Here is a 23,038-nt window from a genome sequence, read left to right on the forward strand (position 1 = left end):
AGAGCCCGGCTCTACGGGGGTGGCCAGCGACACCAGGCGAAGGGATAGTCGTTCGTGCCGGCCGCCAGTCCGGCACGCACGGGGTTGGTAAGGATGTAGGTTGCTTCGGTCATCAGTTGGCGCTCGTCACGCTGCAGCTGGTCGTAGTAGCCCGGCTGCCACAGCGCGCCCTGGGTCTTGTTCAACTGATTGATCGCTTTTGCCGATCGTGACTTGAACGTGCGCATCACGATCGCTAGCGGCGTTTGGCGCAGGTAGAACATCCAATGGATGTGGTCCGGCATCACCACCCATGCCACGGATTCGGTCCGCCCTTGATCATCCGAGGCGCGCAGCCAGTGGATGACCTCCTGTGCATTCGCTGTATCGACGAACAGGCGGGCGCGTCCTGCTGTCACGGTGGTGACCACGTAGCAGTTGCCGGTGCTGGAAATGCGTCCACGCTGTAGAGAGGGGCTGGCCATGTCTGCATCGTGCGCGCCGTTTCCAAGGCGATGAAGCAGAAGCGTCCGCGGTGGCATGTCAGGGGTTTCCGCGGCGCATTCTCTCCGTAGAGCCGGGTTCTACCCGGCTGCCGTCGATTCCATACACGCCTGACACAAGCCGGGTAGAACCCGGCTCTACGGGGATTGTGAGCAGCCGGGCAGAGCCCGGCTCTACGGGGCTTGTGAGCAGCCGGGCAGAGCCCGGCTCTACGTTACCGGTGGTGCACTCACTGCTTCGGCAGGGCGTAGGCAATCACGTAATCGCCCGCGGGGGTTTCCATGAAGTGGTGGCCGCCGGCCATGATCACCACATACTGGCGCCCACCGAAGGCGTAGATCATCGGGTTGGCCTGGCCACCGGCGGGCAGCTTGGCGTGCCAGAGTTCCTTGCCGGTCTTCAGGTCGATGGCGCGCAGCAGGTCATCGGTGGCCGCGGCGATGAAGATCAGGCCGCTGGCGGTGACCACCGAGCCGCCGTTGTTGGGCGTGCCGATCTCGATCGGCAGACCGGAGCGGATGCCGAACGGGCCGTTGCCGCGGGCACTGCCGAACGGGCGGTCCCACAGGGTTTTGCCGGTGCGCATGTCCACCGCGCGGATGCCACCGTAAGGCGGCTGCTTGCACAGCAGCTTGGTGAACGGCAGGCGCCAGCCGGCGTTGACGTCGATCGCGTACGGCGTGCCGGTCTGCGGGTCCCCTGCCCCTTCGGCGCCGCCCTTGTCGGCCCGCACGTCTTCGCGCGGCACCCAGCCCAGCTTGTCGGCGGTGGCACGCGGCACCAGCAGGTTGTAGTTGGGCATGTCGTTGTAGTTGGCCACGATCACGCCACGACGCGGATCCACGGACACACTGCCCCAATCCGAGCCACCGTTGTAGCCGGGGTACTCGATGGAATGCCGGTCGGCGGTGGGCGGCGTGTAGAAGCCCTCATAGCTGGCCTTGCGGAACTGGATGCGGCACACCAGCTGGTCGATCGGGGTGATGCCCCACATGTCGCGCTCGGTGAGGTCCGGCTTGCGCAGCGTGTGGTACAGCGAGAACAGCTGGGTGGGCGAACGCTGCTCCGGTTCGACGCCGCCGGTGGGCACCTTGCGTTCTTCGGCCGGGGTGAGCAGCTTGCCGGTGCGGCGGTCGAGCACGTACATGTCGCCCTGCTTGGTCGGCAGCAGGATCGCCGGCACCTTGCCGGCGGCGGTCGGGAAATCGACCAGCGTGGCCTGCGAGCCCATGTCGTAGTCCCACACATCTTTGCGCACCGCCTGGAAGTGCCAGACCGGCTTGCCGGTGTTGACGTCGATGGCAACCAGCGAGGTGGCGTACTTGTTCTGGTTCTCCGTACGCGACCCGCTCCAGTAGTCGCCTGCCGAATTGCCCATCGGCAGGTACACCAGGCCCAGCTGGTCATCGCCGGTGGCGGTGGTCCACATGTTGGGGGTACCGCGCGTGTAGGTCTTGCCCTGCGACGGCAGGCCGGTCAGTTCGGGCTGGTCCATGTCCCAGGCCCAGCGCAGCTTGCCGGTGATGGCGTCGTAGGCCTGGATCACGCCGGACGGTGCGTCGCGGCGCTGGCCGTCCAGCACCTGGTGGCCGGTGACGATCACGCCCTGCACGATCGCCGGCGGCGAGGTGATCGACACATAGCCGGCCGGGCTGTCGCCCATGCCCAGGGTGATGTCGACCTGGCCGTTGTTGCCGAAGCCCGCGCACGGCTTGCCGGTGGCCGCGTCCACGGCGATCAGGCGGCCATCGAGGGTGCCTTCGATGATGCGGGCCGAACAGGCGCTGCGCGGCAGTTGGGTCAGCACCGGCACCTGCGACTGCCCCGAGGCGAGGTCGGCGGCGACGTCGGCATCGGCGGCCTGCTGCGCGGTCGCGGGTACTTCGTAGTACGACACGCCACGGCACGCGGCGGTGTAGGGAATCGACTTGTCCTTGATCTTCGGATCGAAGCGCCAGCGCTCGGTGCCGTCGGCAGCGTTGAGCGCCACCAGCTGGTTCCGTGCGGTGCACAGGTACAGCGTGTCCCCCACCTTCAGCGGCGTGGTTTCAGCGCCCCAGCGCTTCTGCGGCAGATCGCCGGTACGGAACAGCCACGCCTGTTCGAGCTTGGCCACGTTGTCCGGGGTGATCTGCTGCAACGGCGAGAAGCGGGTGGCCGCGTTGTTGCGACCGTACGCGGCCCAGTCGTCGTCGCCCGGCTTGTCGGCGGGCTGCAGCGGCGCGTCGGCGGTGGGCGCCAGCCCGGTACTGGTCATCGCCTCGGGGAAGCTGCCGCTGGCCGCGGTGACCCCATGCGGGACGAACGCCAGCGCGAAGGCGGCCACGAACACCAGCGCCAGCACGCCGGCGATGCTGCGCGAAAAGCGACGCGAGAACGGTCGGTCCAGCGTCGGCAGCAGCAGTGACAGCACCAGGCCGATGCCGACGATCAGGCCCAGCCGCGGCACCCAGCGCCAGTAGTCGCTGCCCGACTCCCACCACGTCCACAGCAAGGTGCCCACGAACACCGCGCCGAACCACAGCGCACCGGCGCGCCGGTTGCCCCACAGCAGCACGCCGGCCACCAGCAGGCCAACACCGGCCAGCACGTAGTACCAGGAGCCGCCCAGGCTGGCCAGCCATGCGCCCAGCCCGCCCAGTACCAGGCCGAGCAGCATCAGGACGAGGGACAACACGGTCACCAGCGCATGGCGCGGGCGCCGGGCGGTGGACGAAGGATCGGGGCGTGCGGCGCGGGGGGCGGCGGACATCGTGGTCTCCATGCGGCGTGGCGCGAACCGGGTCCGGCCACTGGTGGACTGTCATCGCGGACGCGAATGTCCGCTGGTTCGGGAGCCGTTATCCCACCGCCGCCGTGAAGCACATGCGTTCTTTCAGCGGGCCGCCACGATAGGCAAGGTGCCGTCCCGGAAAGCTGCAGAAACGACGACGCCGGCACAAGGCCGGCGTCGTCGTGGTAGTGCCTGTCAGCGCGATCAGCCCTGCGGGGTCTGCTCGTCGGTGGCGGCAGGTTCGGCCGCAGCGGCCTCCCCGGCAACCGGCACCACGTCCGCCGGTTCGTCGTCACCGATCGACGCGTCCATACGTTCAACCGCCTGCAGCTTCTCGTCCTTGGACAGACGGATCAGGGTGACGCCCTGGGTGTTGCGGCCCACGCGGCTGATTTCCGAACCACGGGTACGCACCAGGGTGCCGCCATCGGAGATCAGCAGCACTTCATCGGCTGCGCCCATCAGCACCGCGCTGACCAGCTTGCCGTTGCGCTCGGTGGTCTGGATGCCGATGACACCCTGGGTGCCGCGGCCCTTGCGCGGGTAATCCGGCAGCGGGGTGCGCTTGCCATAGCCGTTCTCGGTGGCGGTCAGGATGTACAGCATGGTGTCGTCGTCGCCGACCTCGATCACGGCATCGCCGTTCTCGATCACGGTTTCTTCGACGCTGCCGTCGTCCTCGCTCTCGTCCTCGTTGCCGCCGGCACTCTCGGCCACGATCAGACTCACGACCTCTTCGCCCTTGGCCATCTTGATGCCGCGCACGCCGGTGGCGGTACGGCCCATCGAGCGGACCTTGTCTTCGCCGAAGCGCACGGTCTTGCCGTTGGAGGCGAACAGCAGGATGTCGCGCTCACCGTCGGTCAGGCCGACGCCCACCAGCGCATCGCCTTCGTCGAGGTTGATCGCGATCTTGCCGCGCGCCAGGCGGAAGGCGAACTCGCTGAGCGGGGTCTTCTTGACGGTGCCGTTGCGGGTGGCGAAGAACACGAACTGGCGTTCGGCGTACTCGCGCACCGGCAGCACGGCCTGCACCCGCTCACCGGGTTCCAGCGGAATCCAGTTGATGATCGGGCGGCCACGCGCATTTGAACCGGCTTCGGGCAACTGGTGCACCGGCAGCCAGAACACCTTGCCGGCGCTGGTGAAGGTCAACAGCGTGTCGTGCGTGTTGACCAGCCACAGCTGCTCGATGAAATCCTCTTCCTTGGTCGAGGCCGCGCTGCGGCCACGGCCGCCACGACGCTGGGCACGGTAGGCGCTGACCGGCTGGCGCTTGACGTAACCGGCGTGCGACAGGGTCACCACCACGTCTTCCGGGGCGATCAGGTCGAGGATGTCCAGGTCTTCTTCGCTGTGGCGGATCTCGGTGCGGCGTTCGTCGCCGAACTCGGTACGCACGTTGATCAACTCTTCGCGGATGACCTGCAGCAGGCGGTCCGGATCTTCCAGGATGTGGATCAGCCCGGCGATGGTTTCCAGCAGCAGCTTGTACTCTTCGGTCAGGCGGTCCTGCTCCAGCCCGGTCAGGCGGTGCAGGCGCATTTCCAGGATCTGGGTGGCCTGGATCTCGGTCAGCTGGTAGCCGCCGGTGATCAGGCCCACGCCCTTGGGCAGGTCTTCCGGACGCGAGGTTTCCGCACCGGCAGCGCCCAGCATCGACCCGACCAGGCCCGGCTCCCACAAGCGCGCCAGCATGCGCTCGCGTGCTTCACCGGGATTGGGCGAGGTCTTGATCAGTTCGATCATCTCGTCGATGTTGGCCAGCGCAACGGTCAGGCCTTCCAGCACGTGGGCACGGGCGCGCGCCTTGCGCAGCTCGTACACGGTGCGGCGGGTGACCACTTCGCGGCGATGGCGCACGAACGCCTCGAGCATCTGCTTGAGGTTCAGCAGCTGCGGGCGGCCATCGACCAGCGCCACCATGTTTATGCCGAACACCGACTCCATCTGGGTCTGCTGGTAGAGGTTGTTCAACACAACTTCCGCCGACTCGCCGCGCTTGATCTCGATGAAGATGCGCATGCCGTCCTTGTCGGACTCATCGCGCAGTTCGCTGATGCCTTCGAGCTTCTTTTCCTTGACCAGCTCGGCGATCTTCTCGATCAACCGGGCCTTGTTCACCTGGTACGGGATCTCGGTGACGATGATCGATTCGCGGCCGTTGTCGGCCACTTCGATCTCCGCCTTGGCGCGGATGCGCACCCGGCCACGCCCGGTCCGGTAACCGGCAACGATGCCGGCGGTACCGTTGATGATGCCCGCGGTCGGGAAGTCCGGGCCCGGGATGTACTCCATCAGGCCGTCGACGTCGATCTCGGGGTTGTCGATCAGCGCGATGCAGGCGTTGATGGACTCGGTGAGGTTGTGCGGCGGGATGTTGGTCGCCATGCCCACCGCGATACCGGCCGAACCGTTGACCAGCAGGTTCGGGAACCGGGTCGGCATGACCGTCGGCTCCAGTTCCTTTTCGTCGTAGTTGGGCTGGAAATCGACCGTTTCCTTGTCGAGGTCGGCCATCAGCTCATGGGTGAGCTTGGACATGCGGGCTTCGGTGTATCGCATGGCCGCGGCGGAGTCGCCGTCGACCGAACCGAAGTTACCCTGGCCATCGACCAGCATGTAGCGCAGCGAGAACGGCTGTGCCAGACGCACCAGCGTGTCGTACACCGACTGATCGCCATGCGGGTGGTACTTACCGATGACGTCACCGACGATACGGGCCGACTTGAAGTAAGGCTTGTTGCTGTGCGCGTTCAACTCGCTCATCGCGAACAGCACGCGGCGATGCACCGGCTTGAGGCCATCGCGCGCATCCGGGAGGGCGCGGCCCACGATCACGCTCATCGCGTAATCGAGGTAACTCTTGCGCATCTCGTCTTCCAGGTTGACCTGGATGATTTCCTTGGCGGTTTCTGCCATTCGGGTTCCGTTGTCTGGGAGCGGTCCAGTCCGTCGCGCCAGCCCTTTCGGGGCGATCGCGCCGGAATCTCGATTAACCGGTGAAGTCTACCACAACGGGCCGTTTTCCGCCTGCTTTTACGGGCGTTTTACCGGCAAGAATCAGGAACTTACGGGGGCGTTGCGGGTATGGGCGGGGCGGGGCCGTGAAAGGCGTACCGGCCAGCGACCGGGACCTGCCCGGAAGGGGGCCAGGCCACCCTCCCGATCCCGGTAGGCCACGACCGTTGGTCGTGGCACATGGCGGCGGAAATCAGCCGAACGCGGCCTGCATGTTGGCCACCGTCGGGCTCAGGATCACCCCGCGCTCGGTCACGATGGCATCGATCAGGCTGCCCGGGGTGACGTCGAACACCGGGTTCCACGCGGCGATGCCCTCGGCCACGGTGCGCGTGCCCCCTACCCCATATAGCTCGCCCGGATCGCGCTGCTCGATCTCGATCTGCTCGCCGTCGGCGGTGTCCATGTCCACCGTGGAGGACGGGGCCACCACCATGAACTTGACCCCGTGGTGGCGGGCGGCGATGGCCAGCTGGTAGGTGCCGATCTTGTTGGCGGTGTCGCCGTTGGCGCAGATGCGGTCGGCGCCGACGATCACCCACTGCACCGCGCCGGTCTTCATCAGGTGCGAGGCGGCCGAATCGGCGATCAGGGTGGCGTCGATGCCGTCCTGCTGCAGCTCCCAAACGGTCAGGCGCGCGCCCTGCAGCCACGGCCGGGTTTCGCCGGCAAAGACCTTGGCGATGCGGTGCTGGGCCATGCCGGCGCGGATCACGCCCAGTGCGGTACCGAACCCGGCGGTGGCCAGCGAGCCGGTATTGCAGTGGGTGAGCACGCCACTGCCGGCCTCGATCAGGCCGGCGCCGAGCGCGCCCATGTGGCGGTTGGCGGCCAGGTCTTCATCGGCGATGGCCTGGGCCTCGGTGGCCAGCACCTGCTGCCAGTCGGCACCGGCCGGGGCCAGCGCGCGACGCATGCGGGCCAGCGCCCAGGCCAGGTTGACGGCGGTCGGGCGGGACGCGTTGAGCCGCTGCAGGGCCGGTTCCAGCTTGGCCAGCGCCTGCGCGCCATCGTCGGCCTGCACCCCGGCCGCGGCCAGCACCACGCCCCAGGCGGCGGCAATGCCGATCGCCGGCGCGCCGCGCACGGTGAGCGCATGGATGGCCTCGGCCACGGCGTCACTGTCGCGGCATTCCACGTGCTCCACCACGAACGGCAGCTTGCGCTGGTCGAGCAATTGCAGGGTATCGCCGGTCCACAGGATCGGGCGGATATGGTCGTAGCGGGCGTAATCGATGTCGGTGGATGCGTTCATCGCGCCATTGTAGCGGCGCACGCCCAAGCCGCCAAAGCGGCTCAGTTGACCTGGAATTCGGCGCGGCAGCCGTTGTCCACCCAGACCCCGCGCGCATCCCAGCCCCAGCCGCGGCCTTCCTCGCACGGGCTGCCCGACAACTGTTTGGACAGGCGCGCACCCCTGCCGATGGTCGCCCCGCAGAAACGACGCTGGCGCGACTTGGATTCGCACACCAGCGTGCGCGGCGCATCCAGGAAACCGGAGCCGTCGGCGGCCCCCACTTCGAAGTCGCCCTGGCAGCCGCGCGTCACCCATACTTCGTTGCGCCGCACGCCCCAGCTGTGGTTTTCGCGGCACGGCATCGCCGACAGCTGGCGCAGCAGCCGTACCGGTGCGCCCTGCAATGCCACCGGGCAGCTCTGCGGCCGGCCACTGGATTCGCAACGCAGCACCCGGCGCACCTGCCGTGCAGCGCCGGCACTGGCGCCGCCTGCCGGTCGGCTACGGAATTCGGCACGGCAGCCCAGCGTCACCCACACGCCGGACCGATCCGTGCCCCATTCGGTGCCACGGATGCAACTGCTGTCCGACAGCTGGCGCACCAGGTCCACGCCGTTGGCCACGGGCATGTCGCAGTGCACCCATTCCATGTCACGCGACTGGCAACGCACCACCTGCGCTTCGTACCCGGTCTGGTCTGCCATCGCCGTGGCCGGCAGCACGCTGCTGCACAGCACCAGCGTCCACCACGTCCACGTCCAGCGCGGCGCGCTCCATGACGGCAGTTCGGCAACTTCCCACAGCTTCATCAACGCATTCCCCGCCGCAACTGAACGATCACGCGCCTACCTTCAGGCATGCGCTGTGATCAGAGCATCATCGTGCAGGTCGCGCAAGGCGTACACGCGACAATCACGCAGCTTACGGGTTCAGGCGTGGGCGAAATCGATTGCCAGTACGTCCGCAATCCGCGTGGTGCGGTTCATCGCCATCAACAGGCGGTCCACCCCGACCGCAACACCGGCGCAATCGGGCAGGTGAGGCAAGGCCTGCAGCAACGGCTCGTCCAGCGGCGGCAACACGGCTCCACGCGCTGCACGCACGGCATGGTCGCGGATGAAGCGCGCGCGTTGTTCAGCGGCGTCGTTCAGCTCGTGATAGCCGTTGGCCAGTTCCACCGCGCCGAGGTACAGCTCGAAGCGCTCGGCCAGCGGGGGCGTGCCCGGGCGAATACGCGCCAGCGCGGCCTGGCTGGCCGGCCAGTCGTGCACGACGGTCATGCGGTCGTCATCGAACGTGGGCTGGATGCAATGGGTCATCAGCAGGTCCAGCCAGTCGTCGCGGGTGAGGCCCTCGGCATCGATGCGCACCGACGCCAGCGGTGCCTGCAGCTGTTCCAGCGGCGCGTCGAACGGGTCAACGCCCAGGTGCTGCTGGTACAGGCTGCGGTAGTCGACCACGCGCAGATCGGCGGTGCGCTGCACCAGGCCGAGCGCGGCGCGGACCAGCGCAACGGTTTCCTCGATCAGGCGGTGGTGGTCCCAGCCCACCCGGTACCACTCCAGCATGGTGAACTCGGGGTTGTGACGGCCACCGGCTTCGCCGTTGCGGAACACCCGGCCAAGTTCGTAGCAGTCGCCCACGCCGGCGGCGAGCAGGCGCTTGAGCGGGTACTCGGGCGAGGTGCGCAACCAGCGTTGCGCGCTGCCGGCGTCAACGTGGCCACTGAAGCGGGTGTGGAAGCTGTCGATGTTCGGCTCGGTGTTGCCGGCCGCCGACAGGATCGGCGTTTCTACTTCCAGCACATCGCGCGCGGCGAAGAACGCCCGGATCAACGCGTTCAGCGCGGCGCGCTGGCGCAGCGCGGCGATCATGCGCGCGCGTCCTTCAGCCGCTGCGCGAGTGGCAGGGTGAGCAGGTCGCGGGTGTCGTCGACGTAACCGGTGGCCAGGTACAGCCGCCGTGCCAGTTCATTGTGGTGGTTTACTTCCAGCCGCATGCGCGCCACCCCGCGCGCATTGGCGCGCTGTTCCAGGATGGCCAGCGCCTGCTTGCCGCGCCCACGTCCGCGCGCGGCATGACGCAGGTACAACTCGTCGAGCAGCGCGAAATGACCGCCCTGCTCCAGGCTGAAGCCCATCGCCAGCGCCGCATAGCCCACCACGCTGCCCGCCTCGTCCAGCCACAGCAGCACTTCGCCGTTGCGCGGGTCTTCCAGCAGCGCGGCCAGCGCAATGCGAACCCGCGCGTCGTCGAAGTCGAGCTGGTCTTCGGCGTAGAACTCGCGCATCAGCCCGATCAGCAGGTCGGTGTCGGCCACGGTGGCCAGGCGGAAGTCGAGGACGGCAGTGTGCATGGGGTTCTCCGGTGATGCGGGACGGCGGGGCGCAACGGCCCCGCCGTGGGTTCAGTGCTGCGCCAGGAACGCGACAAGGCGGTCTTCGTCCCACACCTCGACGCCCAGTTCCCCGGCCTTGGTCAGCTTGGACCCGGCTTCGGTGCCGGCCACCACGAACGCGGTCTTTTTGGAGACGCTGCCGGACACCTTGGCGCCCAACGCTTCCAGCCGCGCCTTGGCCTCGTCACGGGTCATCTGCGCCAGCGTGCCGGTCAGCACCACGGTCTGGCCATCCAGCGGGCCGTCCACCTGTTCGGTCTGCTCCGGCGCGCGGGTCAGCAGCGTGCGGCGGTAGTCGTCGGCCTTGAGCAGCATCTGTGCATGGCCGTCGCGGTCCAGCCAGTCGGCCAGGCCAAGCGCCACTTCGTTGGGCAGCCCGGCCGCCACGAAACGCACGGGCTCGGCGTCGACCAATGCGGCCGCATCGGGCAACACGGCGGTGAGCTTTTCGGCACGCAGGCGGGTGATGCCGGGAATCTCGGCCTCCACCAGCACCTGGGCGAAATCCAGGCCGTCGCGCAGCTTGGCCGACGGCGCGTGCGTATCGCCAATGCGCACCTGGCCGACCTGCAGCAACGCATCGATGGCGTCCTGGTTGCCGGACTGCTCGAAGAAGTGACCGAGCGAGCGCGCCACTTCCCCGCCGATGTCCGGCACGCGCTTGAACAGCGGCCACGGCAGGTGGCGGATCAGCTCGAGGTCGCCGAACCAGGTCGACAGCCCCTTGGAGGTGTTTTCACCAACGTTTTCGATGCCCAGCGCGAACAGCAGCCGTTCCAGCGTGGTGTCGCGGCTGGCGTCGATTGCCGCGATCAGGTTGTCGGCCCAGCGCGTGGCGATCTTCCTGGTGTTCCAGGCAAAGGCGGCCGGCATTGCCAGTGCCGTGGCACGCCAGCCGGCGTCGTTGCCATCAAGCTGCAGGATGGCGCGCAGGTAGTCGCCGCTGCCTTCCGGCGGCAGGTGCAGGCCGATCTGCGCCGCAAGGGCCTCGGGCGTTTCAGCGTCCAGCACCAGCTTCAGGTGCAGCAGCTGGTCGCGGGTGAGCCGGTACAGGTCGGCCACGCCGCGCACGATGCCGGCGTCCACCAGGGTTTCGATGTACTTGCCGCCCAGGCCGTCGATGTCCATGGCGCGGCGCGAGGCGAAGTGCGCGATGGCTTCCTTGCGCTGCGCCGGGCAGCTCAGTTCACCCGAGCAACGCCACACGGCCTCGCCCTCTTCGCGCACGATCTCCGACCCGCACACCGGGCACTGCGCCGGCATCTGCCAGGGCGTGGTGCCGGCCGGACGACGCTCGGCGATGACGCTGACCACTTCGGGAATCACATCGCCGGCACGGCGCACGATCACCGTGTCGCCCACGCGCACGTCAAGGCGCTGGATCTGGTCGGCGTTGTGCAGGGTGGCGTTGGAGACGATCACCCCCGCCACGGCCACCGGATTCAGGCGCGCCACCGGGGTGGCCGCGCCGGTGCGGCCGATCTGGATCTCGATCGCCTCCACCGTGGTGGTCTGTTCCTGGGCGGGGAATTTGTGCGCGATCGCCCAACGTGGCGCGCGCGACACGAACCCCATGGTTTCCTGCCCGGCGCGGTCGTCCAGCTTGTAGACCACGCCGTCGATGTCGAAGGCCAGCCCGTCGCGGCGTTCGCCGATGTCACGGTAATAGGCCAACAGGCCTGCGCTGCCTTCCACCACCTGGCACAGGTCGCTGACCGGGAAGCCCCACGCGCGCAGCTGCGCCAGCGTGGCCGAATGGGTGGGCGGCAATTCACCGCCCTCTACCTGCCCGGTGCCGTAGGCGTAGAAGCTGAGCTTGCGCCGCGCGCTCATTTTAGGGTCCAGCTGGCGCAGCGAACCGGCCGCGGCGTTGCGCGGGTTGGCCAGCACCTTGCCGTCGTGCAGGCGCGCCTGCGCGTTGTAGGCCTCGAAATCGGCGCGCGCCATGTACACCTCACCGCGCACCTCCAGCACGTCCGGCCAGCCGGCGCCCTGCAGCTCCTGCGGAATCACCGCGATCTGGCGCAGGTTGGCGCTGACGTCCTCGCCGGTGCTGCCATCGCCACGGGTGGCGCCCTGCACGAAGCGCCCGTTCTCGTAGCGCAGGCTGATGGCCAGGCCGTCGAGCTTGGGTTCGGCGGAGAAGTACAGCGCATCGCGGCGCAGGCGCTCGCTGATGCGGCGCACGAAATCCTGTACTTCCTCGTCGCTGAAGGCATTGCCCAGCGACAGCATCGGCACGGCATGGCGCACTTCGGCAAACCGCGACGAGGCCTTGCCGCCCACGCGCTGGGTGGGGGAATCGGCAACGGCCAGTTCCGGGTGGGCCAGCTCCAGTGCTTCCAGCTCGCGCACCAGGCGGTCGTACTCCGCATCCGGAATCAGCTGCTCGTCGCGCTCGTGGTAGGCCGTGCCGGCATCGTCGATCTGGCGGCGCAGTGCCTCGGCACGTTCAGCGGGGCTGGGGCTCATCCGGGAGGGATCCTGAAAGGGCTGTTGATTTTATGGCCTGCGGTGCCCGGCAGCCACCCCGCACCGGTGCCGCGTGGCTATTGCCGGCAACCCGGCACAGGGTTAGCGTGCGCCAAGTCCCTCTGTGCAGGTGTTACGTGACCGTTGCCGCCCCTTCCCGCCGTTCGTTCCTGCAGTTGGCCGGCACCGGCCTGGCCTTGTCCGGGCTGGGCGTGTCGACGGTGTCGGCCGCCACGCCGCGTGCCAGCGCCGGCGGCGGCCCGGTGCTGCTGAACTTCAACGAATGCCCGTATGGCCCGGCGCCGGTGGCGCAGGCCGCGGCGCGCGAGATCGTGGCCCGTAGCGGGCGCTATCTGTTCGCGCTGGCCGGTGAGCTGCGCGACCTGTTCGCCAGCCAGGAAGGCATCGGCAAGGACCACGTGCGGCTGTACCCGGGCTCCAGCGAGCCACTCAACCGTGCCGCGATGCTGTGGACCTCGGCCAGCGCCGGGCTGGTGGTGGCCGACCCCACCTTCGAAGCGCTGGGCGACCTGGCCGCCGCGCGTGGCGCCACCGTTGCCAGGGTCGCGCTGCGCGAGGACGGCGCGCATGACGTGCGCGCGATGGCCGCTGCGGCCGCACAGATCAATGCCGGCCTGCTGTACCTGTGCAATCCGAACAACCCCACCGGGTCGATCACCCCGGCCGCGGACATCGCCTGGCTGCTGGCCAACAAGCCCCGGCAGACGCGGGTGCTGGTCGACGAGGCCTACCTGCAGTACAGCGAGCAGCGCTCGGTGATCGCCCAGGTGACTCAGCGCGATGATGTGATCGTGCTGCGTACGTTTTCCAAGCTGTACGGCATGGCCGGGTTGCGCCTGGGCGTGGCCGCGGCGCACCCGGACCGACTGCGCGAACTGGCCAGCCTGGGCGACAACCCGCTGCCGGTCACCGCGCTCGCGGCCGGGCTGGCCAGCCTGCGCGCGCCGGGCCTGGTGGCGCAGCGCAAGGCCGAGAACACGCAGGTGCGGCAGGCCACCGTGGCCTGGCTGGCCGCGCGCGGATTCGCCTGCGTGCCGAGCGAAGCCAACTGCTTCGTGGTGGACGTCAAGCGCGACGGCAGTGCGTTCGCTGCGGCCATGGCCGAACACGGCGTGGTGATCGGCCGCAGCTGGCCGATCTGGCCGCAGCGGGTGCGGGTAACGGTGGGCACGGCGGCAGAGATGGCGCGGTTCCGCGACGCGTTCGCGGCGATCACCGGGTAGAGCCGACCGTGGGTCGACTGTTCTTCGTTCCGGATATCGTGGTTGCCGGCCAGCGGCCGGCACTACCGCAAAGCGCATTGACCAACGGGCGATGCCTACCGCCGCATCGTAGGTTGGGCCACAAAGGGCATCGACCAACGGTCGATGCCTACCGGCTCATCGCGCGTTGGCCGCAAAGCGCATTGACATCGCGCTTCGGGCCGCGATCCGCATCGAGATCGCGCATCGCGCCGCCCTCGCGCATCGACCAACGGTCGATGACCACCGGGTGGCGTTACCAGCGCGGGGCTTTGGTCAGCGGCGGCGCCTGGTGCTGGCGATCGTAGGCGCGCAGTTCGTCACGGATGTGCGCGATGCGCTGGCGGCCCAGGGCATTGCGGCTGTCGTCCAGCACCACACCGTCGAGCAGTTCGCCCATGCGCTGCACGGTCGGCAGCATCTTTTCCCACGCGTCCAGCGCGGTCAGCGGCGCCGGCAGGGTGAGGAAGAAGGCGATCGCCGGCGTTTCCATCTCGCGGATGTTGGCCATGTCGAAGCTGCCCGGCTTCATGATGCTGGCCATCGAGAAAATCGGACCGCGCTCGGGATGGCCTTCGACCAGGCGGTGGAACACGTTCATGTGGCCAAACACCAAGCCGGTCTTTTCAGCGGCCACGACGATGTCTTCGCCACGCAGCTGTTCACCGGCGCGGGCGGCCACGAACAACGACACGATCTTGTCGAAATCCTGGCTGGCGCGCTTGCCCAGGTCGCTGGCGGCGCCATCGACGTCGGGCAGACCCAGTTCGGGCTGGGTCACGCCGTCCTCGCCAGTGCTGCCAGCGGCGGCATCGCTGCCCTCGCCTTCGCCCAGGCTCGGCTCACGGCGCGCGCCGGTACCGCTCTCGGCGGTGTCGACGCGACGACCCTGCGATTTTTTCTTCGGACGGCCAAACAGGAAGATCGCGGCGATCAACAGCAGGCCGGCGGCCAGGATGCCGATGCGGAGCAGTGCCATGTCGGACATTCGGTGGGGGTCTCCGGCTAAATACGTTCAGGTACTAAGGATGGCACGTCAGGCGGCGCCCGCCAATCGTGCCGCCTCCTCCAGGTCCACGCTGACCAGGCGGCTGACGCCCGGTTCGCGCATGGTCACGCCCGACAACTGGTGCGCTGCTTCCATGGTGGCCTTGTTGTGGCTGACGAACAGGAACTGCACCTTTTCACTCATTTCCTTGACCATGTTGGCCAGGCGGCCGACGTTGGCTTCATCCAGCGGCGCGTCCACCTCGTCCAGCAGGCAGAACGGCGCCGGATTGAGCTGGAAGATCGCAAACACCAACGCCACCGCGGTCATCGCCTTCTCGCCACCGGACAGCAGCGAGATGCTGGACACGCGCTTGCCAGGCGGCCGCGCCATGATGGCTACACCGGTGTCGAGAAGGTCTTCACCGGTCAATTCCAGGTACGCATGGCCACCGCCGAACAGGCGCGGATAGAGCTGCTGCACGCCGGCATTGACGCGGTCGAAGGTGTCCTTGAAGCGGCCGCGGGTTTCACGGTCGATCTTGCGGATGGCGTCTTCGAGGGTTTCCAGCGCGGTGGTCAGGTCGGTGTTCTGCGCATCCAGGTACTCCGAGCGCTGCGACGCTTCGCCGTATTCCTGGATGGCGGCCAGGTTGACCGGCTCCAGGCGGCGCATGCGGCCATCGATCTGGTGCACCGTCTGTTCCCAGTCGGTCACGCGGGCGTCTTCGGGCAGCGTGTTGATCACGTCCTGCAGCACGAAGCCGGCCTTCTCCACCGACGCCGACAGCTGCTCGGCGCTCAGCACCAGCGCCTGCTGGTCCAGCTTGCGCTGGGAGATGCGCTCGCGCTGGGCCAGTGCCTGCTCGTCGCGCTTGTGGCGGGTCTGTTCAAAATTCCGTAGTTCGGCGTCGATACCGTCCAGCAGGGTGCGCGCTTCGCCCAGTACGCGGTCGGCGCGCACGCGTTCGCTGAGGGCATTCTGGTGCTCGGCCTGCAAGGTCTGCACGGGCGAATCGCCCTGGTCCAGCTGCGAATGCAGCTCGCCCAGGCGCGTGTCGAGCTGGCCACGCTGGATGCTCATGCGCTCCAGCGCCTGGCTCAGCGAGGCTATCTGGGTGCGCTGCGATTCCAGCGTCAACGCCAACGAATGCGCGCTCTCACGCACGTTGCGGGCCTGGTCACGGGCCTGGTCGCGGGCATCGGTGAGCTGGCGACGTTCGCCTTCCAGCGCCGCACGCACCGCCTCCAGGTCGCCCATGCTGGTGACCGCATCGTCCAGCCGCGCACGGGCCTCGCGTACCTGTTCGCGACCGGTATCCAGGGTTTCCTGCAGCTGCAGCAGTTCGCCTTCAATGCGGTCGATGCGGGTCCGCGCCGCTTCTACCTTGCCCTGCTGGCTCTGCAGCTGGCCACCCAGTTCGGACACGCTGCGATGGGCCTGGTACAGCTGCCGCTGCGCGTCTTCGCGGTGTTGTTCGCCGGCCAGCAGCTGCTCGCGGAACGCGGACAGCTGCTGTTCCAGTTCGGCCTCGCGCTCCTGCAACGTGTCGATCTGACCGCGCAGGGTGACAATCTCGCGCTCGCGCAGCAGCGCGCCCTGCTTGGCCGCGCCGGAGCGCGAGACGCGCACCCAGCCGTCACCCAGGCGCTCACCACCGCGGGTGATGACCGAGTCGCCCTCGTCCAGCGTGGCCTGCAGGGTGCGCGCGGCGTCCAGGTCTTCGGCGGCATGCAGCCGGGCCAGCAGTCGGCGGATCGCGGAGGGGCCCTGCACCTTGGCCGCCAGCGAGGTCGGCGCCACGCTGAGCGGCGCCTGGCTGTCGGAGACCAGCGCAATGCGGCCCTCGCCCAGCTCGGCCAGTTCGGCCACCAGCTGTTCGGGGGCGTCTACCAGCACGCCTTCGATCAACTGGCCAAGCGCGCTTTCCACGGCGTTTTCCCAGCCGCTTTCCACGGTCAGGCGTTCGCCGACGCGCGCGCCCGAATCCAGCCCGCGCGCCTTCAGCCACGCCACCGCCGCGCCCTGCTCCTGGCCCAACGCGGCCTGCTGCAGGGTTTCCAGCGACGACAAGCGGCCGCGCGCGGCCTGGGCCTGCTTGCGGATCTCGGCCAATTCGGTCTGCCCGGTGCGCTGGCGGTCCTGCAGGACGGCCACGGCCTGCTTGCGTTCTTCAACCTGCTCGTTGAGGCCGTCCAGCGCCTCTTTCTGGGTCTGGTGCTGCAGGTGCAGTTCTTCGAACACCTCGGCCAGCGCGTCCAGGTCCAGGCTGGCGCGTTCGGCGCTCAGCGCTTCGCGGCGGCGGTCGGCTTCCAGCACCTGGCGGTCGAGGTAGTCGACGCGGGTGCGTTCGACTTCACCGGCGCGCGAGGCTTCGGAGGTGCTGCGGGTGTGGGCTTCCCAGCGCTGCTGCCAGTCGGCCAGGCGGGCCTCGGCGTCACGCAGGGCTTCCTGCTTGATTTCGTTTTCTTCCTGCAACTGTTCCAGGCGCGGCTCGGCCTCGTCCACGGCGTCGCGCAGGACCATCAGTTTGGCTTCGTCGCCGCTGATGTGCTGGCCCAGTTCGGCCAGGGCCTGCTGGGCTTCATCGCGCGCCTTGTTGAGGCGCTGCGACATTTCGCGCTGGTGCTGGATCTGCTGTTCGAGGCGGGCCAACGTGCTGCCCACCTGGTACACCTCGGCCTGGGCGGTGCTGAGCGCATCGGCGGCTTCTTCGCGGCGCACGCGGCTGGTTTCGATGCGGGCTTCGGCATCGCGCTGTTCGGCGATGAACTGCTGCAGGCGGGTTTCTTCCTGCGAAAGCGCTTCGCGCAGGCCGCCGAGGCGGCCATCGAGGCCGCGGTATTCCAGCGCCTTCCACTCGGCATCCTTGACCCGGCGCTCTTCCTGCAGGGCCTGGTATTGCTCGGCCTGGCGCGCCTGGCGCTTGAGGTGCTCGAGCTGCTTGCCGATTTCCTCGCGCAGGTCGCCAAGGCGGTCGAGGTTTTCGCGGGTGTGGCGGATGCGGGTTTCGGTTTCCTTGCGGCGTTCCTTGTACTTGGAGATGCCGGCGGCTTCTTCCAGGTACACGCGCAGGTCTTCGGGGCGGGCTTCGATGATCTGGCTGATCATGCCCTGTTCGATGATGGAGTAGCTGCGCGGGCCGAGGCCGGTGCCGAGGAACAGGTCGGTGATGTCGCGGCGGCGGCATTTGGTGCCGTTGAGGTAGTAGTTGCTGCTGCCGTCGCGGCTGACCTGGCGCTTGACCGAGATTTCGTTGAAGGAGGCGTACTCGCCGGTGATGGTGTGGTCGGTGTTGTCGAAAATCAGTTCGACAGTCGCCTGGGACACGGGCTTGCGTGCGGAGGAGCCGGAGAAGATGACGTCGGTGAGGGAGTCACCGCGCAGGCGGCTGGCCGAGCTTTCGCCCATGACCCAGCGGACGGCGTCGATGATGTTGGACTTGCCACAGCCATTGGGCCCCACCACGCCGGTCATGTTGGTCGGCAGGTGCAGGGTGGTCGGGTCGACGAAGGATTTGAAACCGGACAGCTTGATCGTGGACAGACGCATGGCGGGATTGGTTTCCGGGGCAAGGGCCTGAAGCGACCCCCGCCAGGGTGGATGTCGGAGCGATTCCCACCCTCAAGCCATTGATGTTGCTGGATTTCAATGGCCCCAAGGGCGACGCGATAGCCTGAGTATAACGGGGCGGGTGTTCCACGGGCTGTGGGGGTGGGTTGGGGTTGGTTAGAAGCGAAGGGCGGGAGCCGGGGCCAGAGCAGGAGCTGGAGCCAAAGCCTTTGCGTGCTGGCTCCGTCTGGGCGGTCGGGGTGGGCGGGGTCGCGGGACACGCCGTAAATCCATCCCTGGAGGCTCGTGGGCGCCATCCATGGCGCCCAACGGTCCCGCGACCCCGCCCACCCCGACCGTCGATAGTGGGTCGGTGCGCAGGGGAAGTGCCGAAGCCGGCTTTCTGGCGTTTCGTTGCGCTGCGATTTGTTCCGGAGCGCCCGGGTAAGGAGCGTCAGGGTTAAGGGTGAGTTGAGGGGTAGAGCCACGCCATGCGTGGCTATCGAGGTGCAGGAACGAAGAGCAGCCACGCATGGCGTGGCTCTACCCGCCCGCGGTGGAAAAACTGGCAGAGGGTGTCGGGTGGCCTTGGCCGGGACCGTTGGGCGCCATGGGTGCGGCGCATGCGCCGGACGGGTTGGGCAGGACGCCCAACCCCGGTCTTGCCGTTTGTGCAGGACTGCACAAACGAGCAAGGCGTCCACGAGCCTCCAAGGATGGATTTACGGCGTGTCCCGGCCAAGGCCACCCGGCACCCTCTCACCGGACGAACCAAAGCGCCAGCACCTGCCGTTGATCTGGCTTCAAGCTTCTAAGCTTTTAAAAAACCAACCCCCAAACACAAAAACGGGCACCCTTGCGGGCACCCGTTCTGGTGACGCCAGCCTTTCGGCCGGAATCAGGCCTTTTCGGCTTCCACAACCACCTTGACGGTGGTTTCCACGTCGGCGTGCAGGTGAACAGTCACCTCGTACTCGCCCACGTTGCGGAAGGCGCCTTCGCCCAGGATCACTTCGCTCTTTTCCAGCGGCAGGCCGGCCTTGGTGAAGGCTTCGGCGATGTCGCGCGGGCCAACCGAACCGTACAGCTTGCCTTCCGTCGACGCGTTGGCGGCGATGGTGACGCTCTTGCCTTCCAGCTGTGCCTTGCGGGCTTCGGCGTCAGCGTGGATCGACTGGGCCTTGGCTTCGTAGTCGGCGCGCTTGGCTTCGAACTCGGCAACGTTGGTGGCGGTGGCCGGAACGGCCTTGCCGGTCGGGACGAGGAAGTTGCGGCCGTAGCCCGGCTTCACGTCGACCAGATCGCCCAGACCGCCGAGGTTGGTGACCTTCTGGAGAAGAATCAGCTTCATGGTGTAGCTCCAAATATGTATTCGTTAGCGAGGCGTGGCCCCGCAGCGATGGCTGTCCGAATATCCGAACGGTAGACCGTGAAACCGCCCGACGCTTTGCAGCGCGGGCGGCCAGGTCCACGAAAGCGGCGACCGAAGCCGCCGGCTTTCATCAGACGTCGTGGTTGTCGGTGTACGGAATCAGGGCCAGGAAACGGGCGCGCTTGACGGCCGTTGCCAGCTGGCGCTGGTACTTCGACTTGGTACCGGTGACGCGGCTCGGCACGATCTTGCCGTTCTCGGTCAGGTACTGGCGCAGGGTGTTGAGATCCTTGTAATCGATCTCCTTGACACCTTCGGCCGTGAACTTGCAGAACTTGCGGCGACGGAAGAACTTGGACATGTCAGTGCTCCTTAAGCGGCCGAAGCGGCGTCTTCGCCGGCATCGGTGTCAGCGGCGGGGGTGGTTTCACCTTCTTCGTCATCACGACGACGACGCTCGCCACGCTCGGGCTTGTCACCCTTCTCGTCCTTGCTCTTCATGATCAGCGACTGCTCGGTGTCGGCTTCGTCACGCTTGATGACGAGGTTGCGCAGCACGGCGTCGTTGAAGCGGAAGCTCTCCACCAGCTCGCTCAGCACGGCCTGGTCGCACTCGATGTTGAGCATGACGTAGTGGGCCTTCACCAGGTTCTGGATCGGGTAGGCCAGCTGACGACGGCCCCAGTCTTCCAGACGGTGGATGGTGCCGTTGCCGTTCTCGACCAGCGCCTTGTAGCGCTCGATCATGGCCGGGACCTGTTCGCTCTGGTCCGGATGGACCAGGAACACGACTTCGTAATGACGACTCATGTGTTTTTACCTTTCGGATGTGGCCCTTTGGGGCCGGACAGCCCCCCGCAGATGAACGCGGTGGGGCAAGGGTCCTGCCCGGAATCAGGCAGGAAGCCGCAAAGTATGGCAGCAGCAGCGCCCGCAGGCAAGCAGCAGCGGGGCCAGCCGCCCCGCCGCGGCCCGGATCAGGCCTTGTCGGCTTCGGTGGTGAAGCTCTCGCCGCAGCCGCATTCGGCGGTGGCGTTCGGGTTCCTGAACGTGAACGTCTCGCTCAGCCCGTGCTTGCCGAAGTCGATCTCGGTGCCGTCGACCAGGCCCAGGCTGTCGGCATCCACGTAGATGCGCACCCCGTCCTGCTCGAACACGGTGTCGCCCTGGCGCTCGTCGCGGGCCAGGTCGGTGATGTGGCCCCAGCCCGAACAACCGGTACGGGTGACGCCGAAACGCAGGCCCAGCGCGCCCGGGGTCTGGGCGACGAACTTCTGCACACGGGCAAAGGCAACAGGGGTAAGGCTTACAGCCATGACAGGCAACTCCAGCGGATCGGGGTCATTATAGGAGTCCACGGCGGCTAAAAATGCCTCGCAAGCAGAACGCTGCACCCGTTAAACTCCTCGTTCAGAGATCGAGTCGATCAATAGAGGATTCAAGTCATGACGGTGGTCAGCGTTGAACATGCGCTTGCCGGGAAGATCCCGGAAGGCGGCGAGGCAACCGTACGCGGTTGGGTGCGTACGGTGCGTGGGTCGGCAGCACTGGCCTTCGTCAATGTCACCGATGGCTCCTGCTTTGCCCCCATCCAGGTGGTGGCCAATGACACCCTGGACAACTTCGACGCGATCAAGGCCCTCACCCCCGGCTGCTCGGTGATCGCCCGCGGCACCCTGGTCAAGTCGCAGGGCAAGGGCCAGTCCTTCGAGATCCAGGCCAGCAGCATCGAGATCGTCGGCCTGGTCGAAGACCCGCTGACCTACCCGATCCAGCCCAAGCCGATGAGCGCCGAGTTCCTGCGTGAAGTGGCGCACCTGCGCCCGCGCACCAACCTGTTCGGCGCGGTCACCCGCATCCGCAACTGCCTGTCCCAGGCCGTGCACCGCTTCTTCCACGAGAACGGGTTCAACTGGATCAGCACCCCGATCATCACCACCTCCGATGCCGAAGGCGCCGGCCAGATGTTCCGGGTCTCCACCCTGGACATGGCCAACCTGCCCCGCAACGACAAGGGCGAGGTCGATTTCAGCCGCGATTTCTTCGGCAAGGAAACCTTCCTGACCGTGTCCGGTCAGCTCAACGTCGAGGCGTACTGCCTGGCCCTGAGCAAGGTGTACACGTTCGGCCCGACCTTCCGCGCCGAAAACTCCAACACCACCCGCCACCTGGCGGAGTTCTGGATGATCGAGCCGGAAATCGCCTTCGCCGACCTGGCCGAAGACGCGCGCCTGGCCGAGCAGTTCCTGAAGTACCTGTTCCGCGCGGTGCTCGACGAGCGTGGCGACGACCTGGCGTTCCTGGCCGAGCGCGTGGACAAGAACGCGATCACCAAGCTGGAGGCCTTCATCAATGCCCCGTTCGAGCAGATCGACTACACCGAGGCGGTGAAGCTGCTGCAGAACTCGGGCAAGAAGTTCGACTTCCCGGTCGAGTGGGGCCTGGACCTGCAGACCGAGCACGAGCGCTGGCTGACCGAGGAGCACATCGGCCGCCCGGTGGTGGTGACCAACTACCCTGAGCACATCAAGGCGTTCTACATGCGCCTGAACGACGACGGCAAGACCGTTGCGGCGATGGACGTGCTGGCCCCGGGCATCGGCGAGATCATCGGCGGCAGCCAGCGCGAAGAGCGCCTGGACGTGCTGGACGCGCGCATGGCGCAGTTCGGCCTGGACCGCGAACACTACGGCTGGTACCGCGATTTCCGCCGCTACGGTTCGGTGCCGCACGCCGGCTTCGGGCTGGGCTTCGAGCGCCTGGTGGTCTACGTCTGCGGCCTGGGCAACATCCGCGATGCGATCGCCTACCCGCGCGCACCGGGCACCGCCGAGTTCTGATCCACCTACGGAGGCACTGACCCATGACCTTGTTCTTCGCGCTGTGCTTCGTCGGCGTGGCGATCGCCGGGTTCAGTGCCTTCGTGATCTTCTGGCCGCTCACCCTGGTCCACATCCGCGACCGCCACCCGCTGCTGGCGCAACGCTTCGGCAACGGCGCGTTCCTGCGCCCGGACGCGCTGCGCTGGCTGCTGGGCCGTGATTACCGGCAAACCCCCGACCGGGCGCTGTCCGGGCTGGCAACGCCGGCCTGGGTATCGCTGCTGACCCTGCTGGCCGGGCTGGGCATGGCTGCCCTGCTCTGGCTGCTTTCGATGGTACTGATATGAACGACACCTCCCCCGACCGCGACGAGTGGTTCCTGGCCAGCCTGGGCAACACGCTGATCTGGGCCCGCCTGCGGGTCCGCCCGGCGGGCACCGCCGAAGTGCTGGACAGCGACGGCAACACGCTCAGCTACGACAGCGAGGACACCGCGCGCTCGCAGCTGTTCGACGCCGAATTCGTCTCCTATGACGGGCTGGACGAGGAAGACGCGCTGATCCGCGGCTTCTCGCTGCATGAAGTGCAGCCGCCGCAGGGCGCCAGCGACGCCGACCTGCACGGCCGCATGGTGCAGAGCCTGGGCGCCCGCGCGTAA

At 67.4% G+C, this 23,038-nt stretch carries 18 protein-coding genes; 4 read left to right on the forward strand and 14 right to left on the reverse strand.

Annotated features, from left to right (window positions below; genetic code table 11):
• Nucleotides 1–11 precede the first annotated feature (11 nt).
• From GQ674_RS11305 to ligA, 8 genes are all read right to left on the reverse strand, one after another.
• Nucleotides 12–464 carry a transposase gene (locus tag GQ674_RS11305; protein WP_159497157.1) on the reverse strand — a complete coding sequence of 151 codons (453 nt, stop codon included), beginning with the start codon at nt 462–464 and terminating at the stop codon, nt 12–14.
• Nucleotides 465–712: 248 nt separating this feature from the next.
• Entirely contained in the window at nt 713–3,235 is a 2,523-nt protein-coding gene (locus GQ674_RS11310; RefSeq protein ID WP_159497158.1) for a membrane-bound PQQ-dependent dehydrogenase, glucose/quinate/shikimate family, read from the reverse strand.
• A 225-nt stretch (nt 3,236–3,460) separates the two neighbouring features.
• Nucleotides 3,461–6,178: a DNA gyrase subunit A gene (gene gyrA, locus GQ674_RS11315; RefSeq protein ID WP_236546064.1), complete on the reverse strand. Its 2,718-nt coding sequence runs from the start codon at nt 6,176–6,178 to the stop codon at nt 3,461–3,463.
• A 292-nt stretch (nt 6,179–6,470) separates the two neighbouring features.
• Nucleotides 6,471–7,532 (reverse strand): S-methyl-5-thioribose-1-phosphate isomerase, encoded by a 1,062-nt coding sequence (gene mtnA, locus GQ674_RS11320; protein WP_159497159.1) that lies wholly within the window; start codon nt 7,530–7,532, stop codon nt 6,471–6,473.
• A gap of 41 nt (nt 7,533–7,573) precedes the next feature.
• Nucleotides 7,574–8,218 (reverse strand): DUF3011 domain-containing protein, encoded by a 645-nt coding sequence (locus GQ674_RS11325; RefSeq protein WP_236546296.1) that lies wholly within the window; start codon nt 8,216–8,218, stop codon nt 7,574–7,576.
• A 225-nt stretch (nt 8,219–8,443) separates the two neighbouring features.
• Nucleotides 8,444–9,388, reverse strand: a complete 945-nt coding sequence (gene epmA / locus GQ674_RS11330; protein ID WP_159497161.1) for an EF-P lysine aminoacylase EpmA — start codon at nt 9,386–9,388, stop codon at nt 8,444–8,446.
• Nucleotides 9,385–9,870: a GNAT family N-acetyltransferase gene (locus GQ674_RS11335; RefSeq protein ID WP_159497162.1), complete on the reverse strand. Its 486-nt coding sequence runs from the start codon at nt 9,868–9,870 to the stop codon at nt 9,385–9,387. The genes epmA and GQ674_RS11335 overlap by 4 nt, the downstream gene beginning before the upstream one ends.
• A gap of 51 nt (nt 9,871–9,921) precedes the next feature.
• Entirely contained in the window at nt 9,922–12,384 is a 2,463-nt protein-coding gene (gene ligA, locus GQ674_RS11340; RefSeq protein ID WP_159497163.1) for an NAD-dependent DNA ligase LigA, read from the reverse strand.
• Between the two features lie 137 nt (nt 12,385–12,521).
• Between ligA and GQ674_RS11345 the strand changes: the two genes are divergently transcribed.
• Nucleotides 12,522–13,628: a pyridoxal phosphate-dependent aminotransferase gene (locus tag GQ674_RS11345; RefSeq protein WP_236546065.1), complete on the forward strand. Its 1,107-nt coding sequence runs from the start codon at nt 12,522–12,524 to the stop codon at nt 13,626–13,628.
• Between the two features lie 274 nt (nt 13,629–13,902).
• On the opposite strand, the gene zipA is transcribed toward GQ674_RS11345, so the two are convergent.
• The 6 genes from zipA to GQ674_RS11375 all read right to left on the reverse strand — a co-directional run bounded on the left by zipA (nt 13,903) and on the right by GQ674_RS11375 (nt 20,874).
• On the reverse strand, nt 13,903–14,634 hold the full coding sequence (zipA, locus tag GQ674_RS11350) for a cell division protein ZipA (protein ID WP_159497165.1): 732 nt from the start codon (nt 14,632–14,634) through the stop codon (nt 13,903–13,905).
• 48 nt (nt 14,635–14,682) lie between these two features.
• Entirely contained in the window at nt 14,683–18,186 is a 3,504-nt protein-coding gene (gene smc / locus GQ674_RS11355) for a chromosome segregation protein SMC (protein WP_159497166.1), read from the reverse strand.
• Between the two features lie 898 nt (nt 18,187–19,084).
• Nucleotides 19,085–19,537: a 50S ribosomal protein L9 gene (gene rplI / locus GQ674_RS11360; RefSeq protein WP_128096425.1), complete on the reverse strand. Its 453-nt coding sequence runs from the start codon at nt 19,535–19,537 to the stop codon at nt 19,085–19,087.
• A 151-nt stretch (nt 19,538–19,688) separates the two neighbouring features.
• The gene (gene rpsR / locus GQ674_RS11365; RefSeq protein ID WP_002804494.1) at nt 19,689–19,919 is read right to left on the reverse strand and encodes a 30S ribosomal protein S18; all 231 of its coding nucleotides are present in this window, start codon (nt 19,917–19,919) and stop codon (nt 19,689–19,691) included.
• Between the two features lie 11 nt (nt 19,920–19,930).
• Nucleotides 19,931–20,368, reverse strand: coding sequence for a 30S ribosomal protein S6 (gene rpsF, locus GQ674_RS11370; protein WP_038687655.1), 438 nt, complete (start codon nt 20,366–20,368; stop codon nt 19,931–19,933).
• Between the two features lie 167 nt (nt 20,369–20,535).
• Nucleotides 20,536–20,874 carry an iron-sulfur cluster assembly accessory protein gene (locus GQ674_RS11375; RefSeq protein WP_038687654.1) on the reverse strand — a complete coding sequence of 113 codons (339 nt, stop codon included), beginning with the start codon at nt 20,872–20,874 and terminating at the stop codon, nt 20,536–20,538.
• Between the two features lie 129 nt (nt 20,875–21,003).
• Here GQ674_RS11375 and asnS point away from each other — a divergent pair, with 129 nt between their 5' ends.
• From asnS to GQ674_RS11390, 3 genes are read left to right on the forward strand one after another with little or no spacing between them, the layout of a single operon-like run.
• A complete protein-coding gene (gene asnS, locus GQ674_RS11380) occupies nt 21,004–22,398 on the forward strand; it encodes an asparagine--tRNA ligase (RefSeq protein WP_128096421.1) in 1,395 nt (464 codons plus the stop codon).
• Nucleotides 22,399–22,421: 23 nt separating this feature from the next.
• On the forward strand, nt 22,422–22,727 hold the full coding sequence (locus tag GQ674_RS11385) for a hypothetical protein (RefSeq protein ID WP_159497167.1): 306 nt from the start codon (nt 22,422–22,424) through the stop codon (nt 22,725–22,727).
• Entirely contained in the window at nt 22,724–23,038 is a 315-nt protein-coding gene (locus GQ674_RS11390; protein ID WP_159497168.1) for a hypothetical protein, read from the forward strand. The genes GQ674_RS11385 and GQ674_RS11390 overlap by 4 nt, the downstream gene beginning before the upstream one ends.

Source organism: Stenotrophomonas sp. 364 (assembly GCF_009832905.1).
Lineage (GTDB): Bacteria > Pseudomonadota > Gammaproteobacteria > Xanthomonadales > Xanthomonadaceae > Stenotrophomonas > Stenotrophomonas maltophilia_AP.

What these genes read in the sequence shown, in the direction of transcription:
- GQ674_RS11305 (WP_159497157.1), bottom strand. Translation starts at nt 464, where the DNA reads ATGGCCAGCCCCTCTCTACAGCGTGGACGCATTTCCAGCACCGGCAAC.
- GQ674_RS11310 (WP_159497158.1), bottom strand. Translation starts at nt 3,235, where the DNA reads ATGTCCGCCGCCCCCCGCGCCGCACGCCCCGATCCTTCGTCCACCGCC.
- gyrA (WP_236546064.1), bottom strand. Translation starts at nt 6,178, where the DNA reads ATGGCAGAAACCGCCAAGGAAATCATCCAGGTCAACCTGGAAGACGAG.
- mtnA (WP_159497159.1), bottom strand. Translation starts at nt 7,532, where the DNA reads ATGAACGCATCCACCGACATCGATTACGCCCGCTACGACCATATCCGC.
- GQ674_RS11325 (WP_236546296.1), bottom strand. Translation starts at nt 8,218, where the DNA reads ATGGCAGACCAGACCGGGTACGAAGCGCAGGTGGTGCGTTGCCAGTCG.
- epmA (WP_159497161.1), bottom strand. Translation starts at nt 9,388, where the DNA reads ATGATCGCCGCGCTGCGCCAGCGCGCCGCGCTGAACGCGTTGATCCGG.
- GQ674_RS11335 (WP_159497162.1), bottom strand. Translation starts at nt 9,870, where the DNA reads ATGCACACTGCCGTCCTCGACTTCCGCCTGGCCACCGTGGCCGACACC.
- ligA (WP_159497163.1), bottom strand. Translation starts at nt 12,384, where the DNA reads ATGAGCCCCAGCCCCGCTGAACGTGCCGAGGCACTGCGCCGCCAGATC.
- zipA (WP_159497165.1), bottom strand. Translation starts at nt 14,634, where the DNA reads ATGTCCGACATGGCACTGCTCCGCATCGGCATCCTGGCCGCCGGCCTG.
- smc (WP_159497166.1), bottom strand. Translation starts at nt 18,186, where the DNA reads ATGCGTCTGTCCACGATCAAGCTGTCCGGTTTCAAATCCTTCGTCGAC.
- rplI (WP_128096425.1), bottom strand. Translation starts at nt 19,537, where the DNA reads ATGAAGCTGATTCTTCTCCAGAAGGTCACCAACCTCGGCGGTCTGGGC.
- rpsR (WP_002804494.1), bottom strand. Translation starts at nt 19,919, where the DNA reads ATGTCCAAGTTCTTCCGTCGCCGCAAGTTCTGCAAGTTCACGGCCGAA.
- rpsF (WP_038687655.1), bottom strand. Translation starts at nt 20,368, where the DNA reads ATGAGTCGTCATTACGAAGTCGTGTTCCTGGTCCATCCGGACCAGAGC.
- GQ674_RS11375 (WP_038687654.1), bottom strand. Translation starts at nt 20,874, where the DNA reads ATGGCTGTAAGCCTTACCCCTGTTGCCTTTGCCCGTGTGCAGAAGTTC.
- asnS (WP_128096421.1), top strand. Translation starts at nt 21,004, where the DNA reads ATGACGGTGGTCAGCGTTGAACATGCGCTTGCCGGGAAGATCCCGGAA.
- GQ674_RS11385 (WP_159497167.1), top strand. Translation starts at nt 22,422, where the DNA reads ATGACCTTGTTCTTCGCGCTGTGCTTCGTCGGCGTGGCGATCGCCGGG.
- GQ674_RS11390 (WP_159497168.1), top strand. Translation starts at nt 22,724, where the DNA reads ATGAACGACACCTCCCCCGACCGCGACGAGTGGTTCCTGGCCAGCCTG.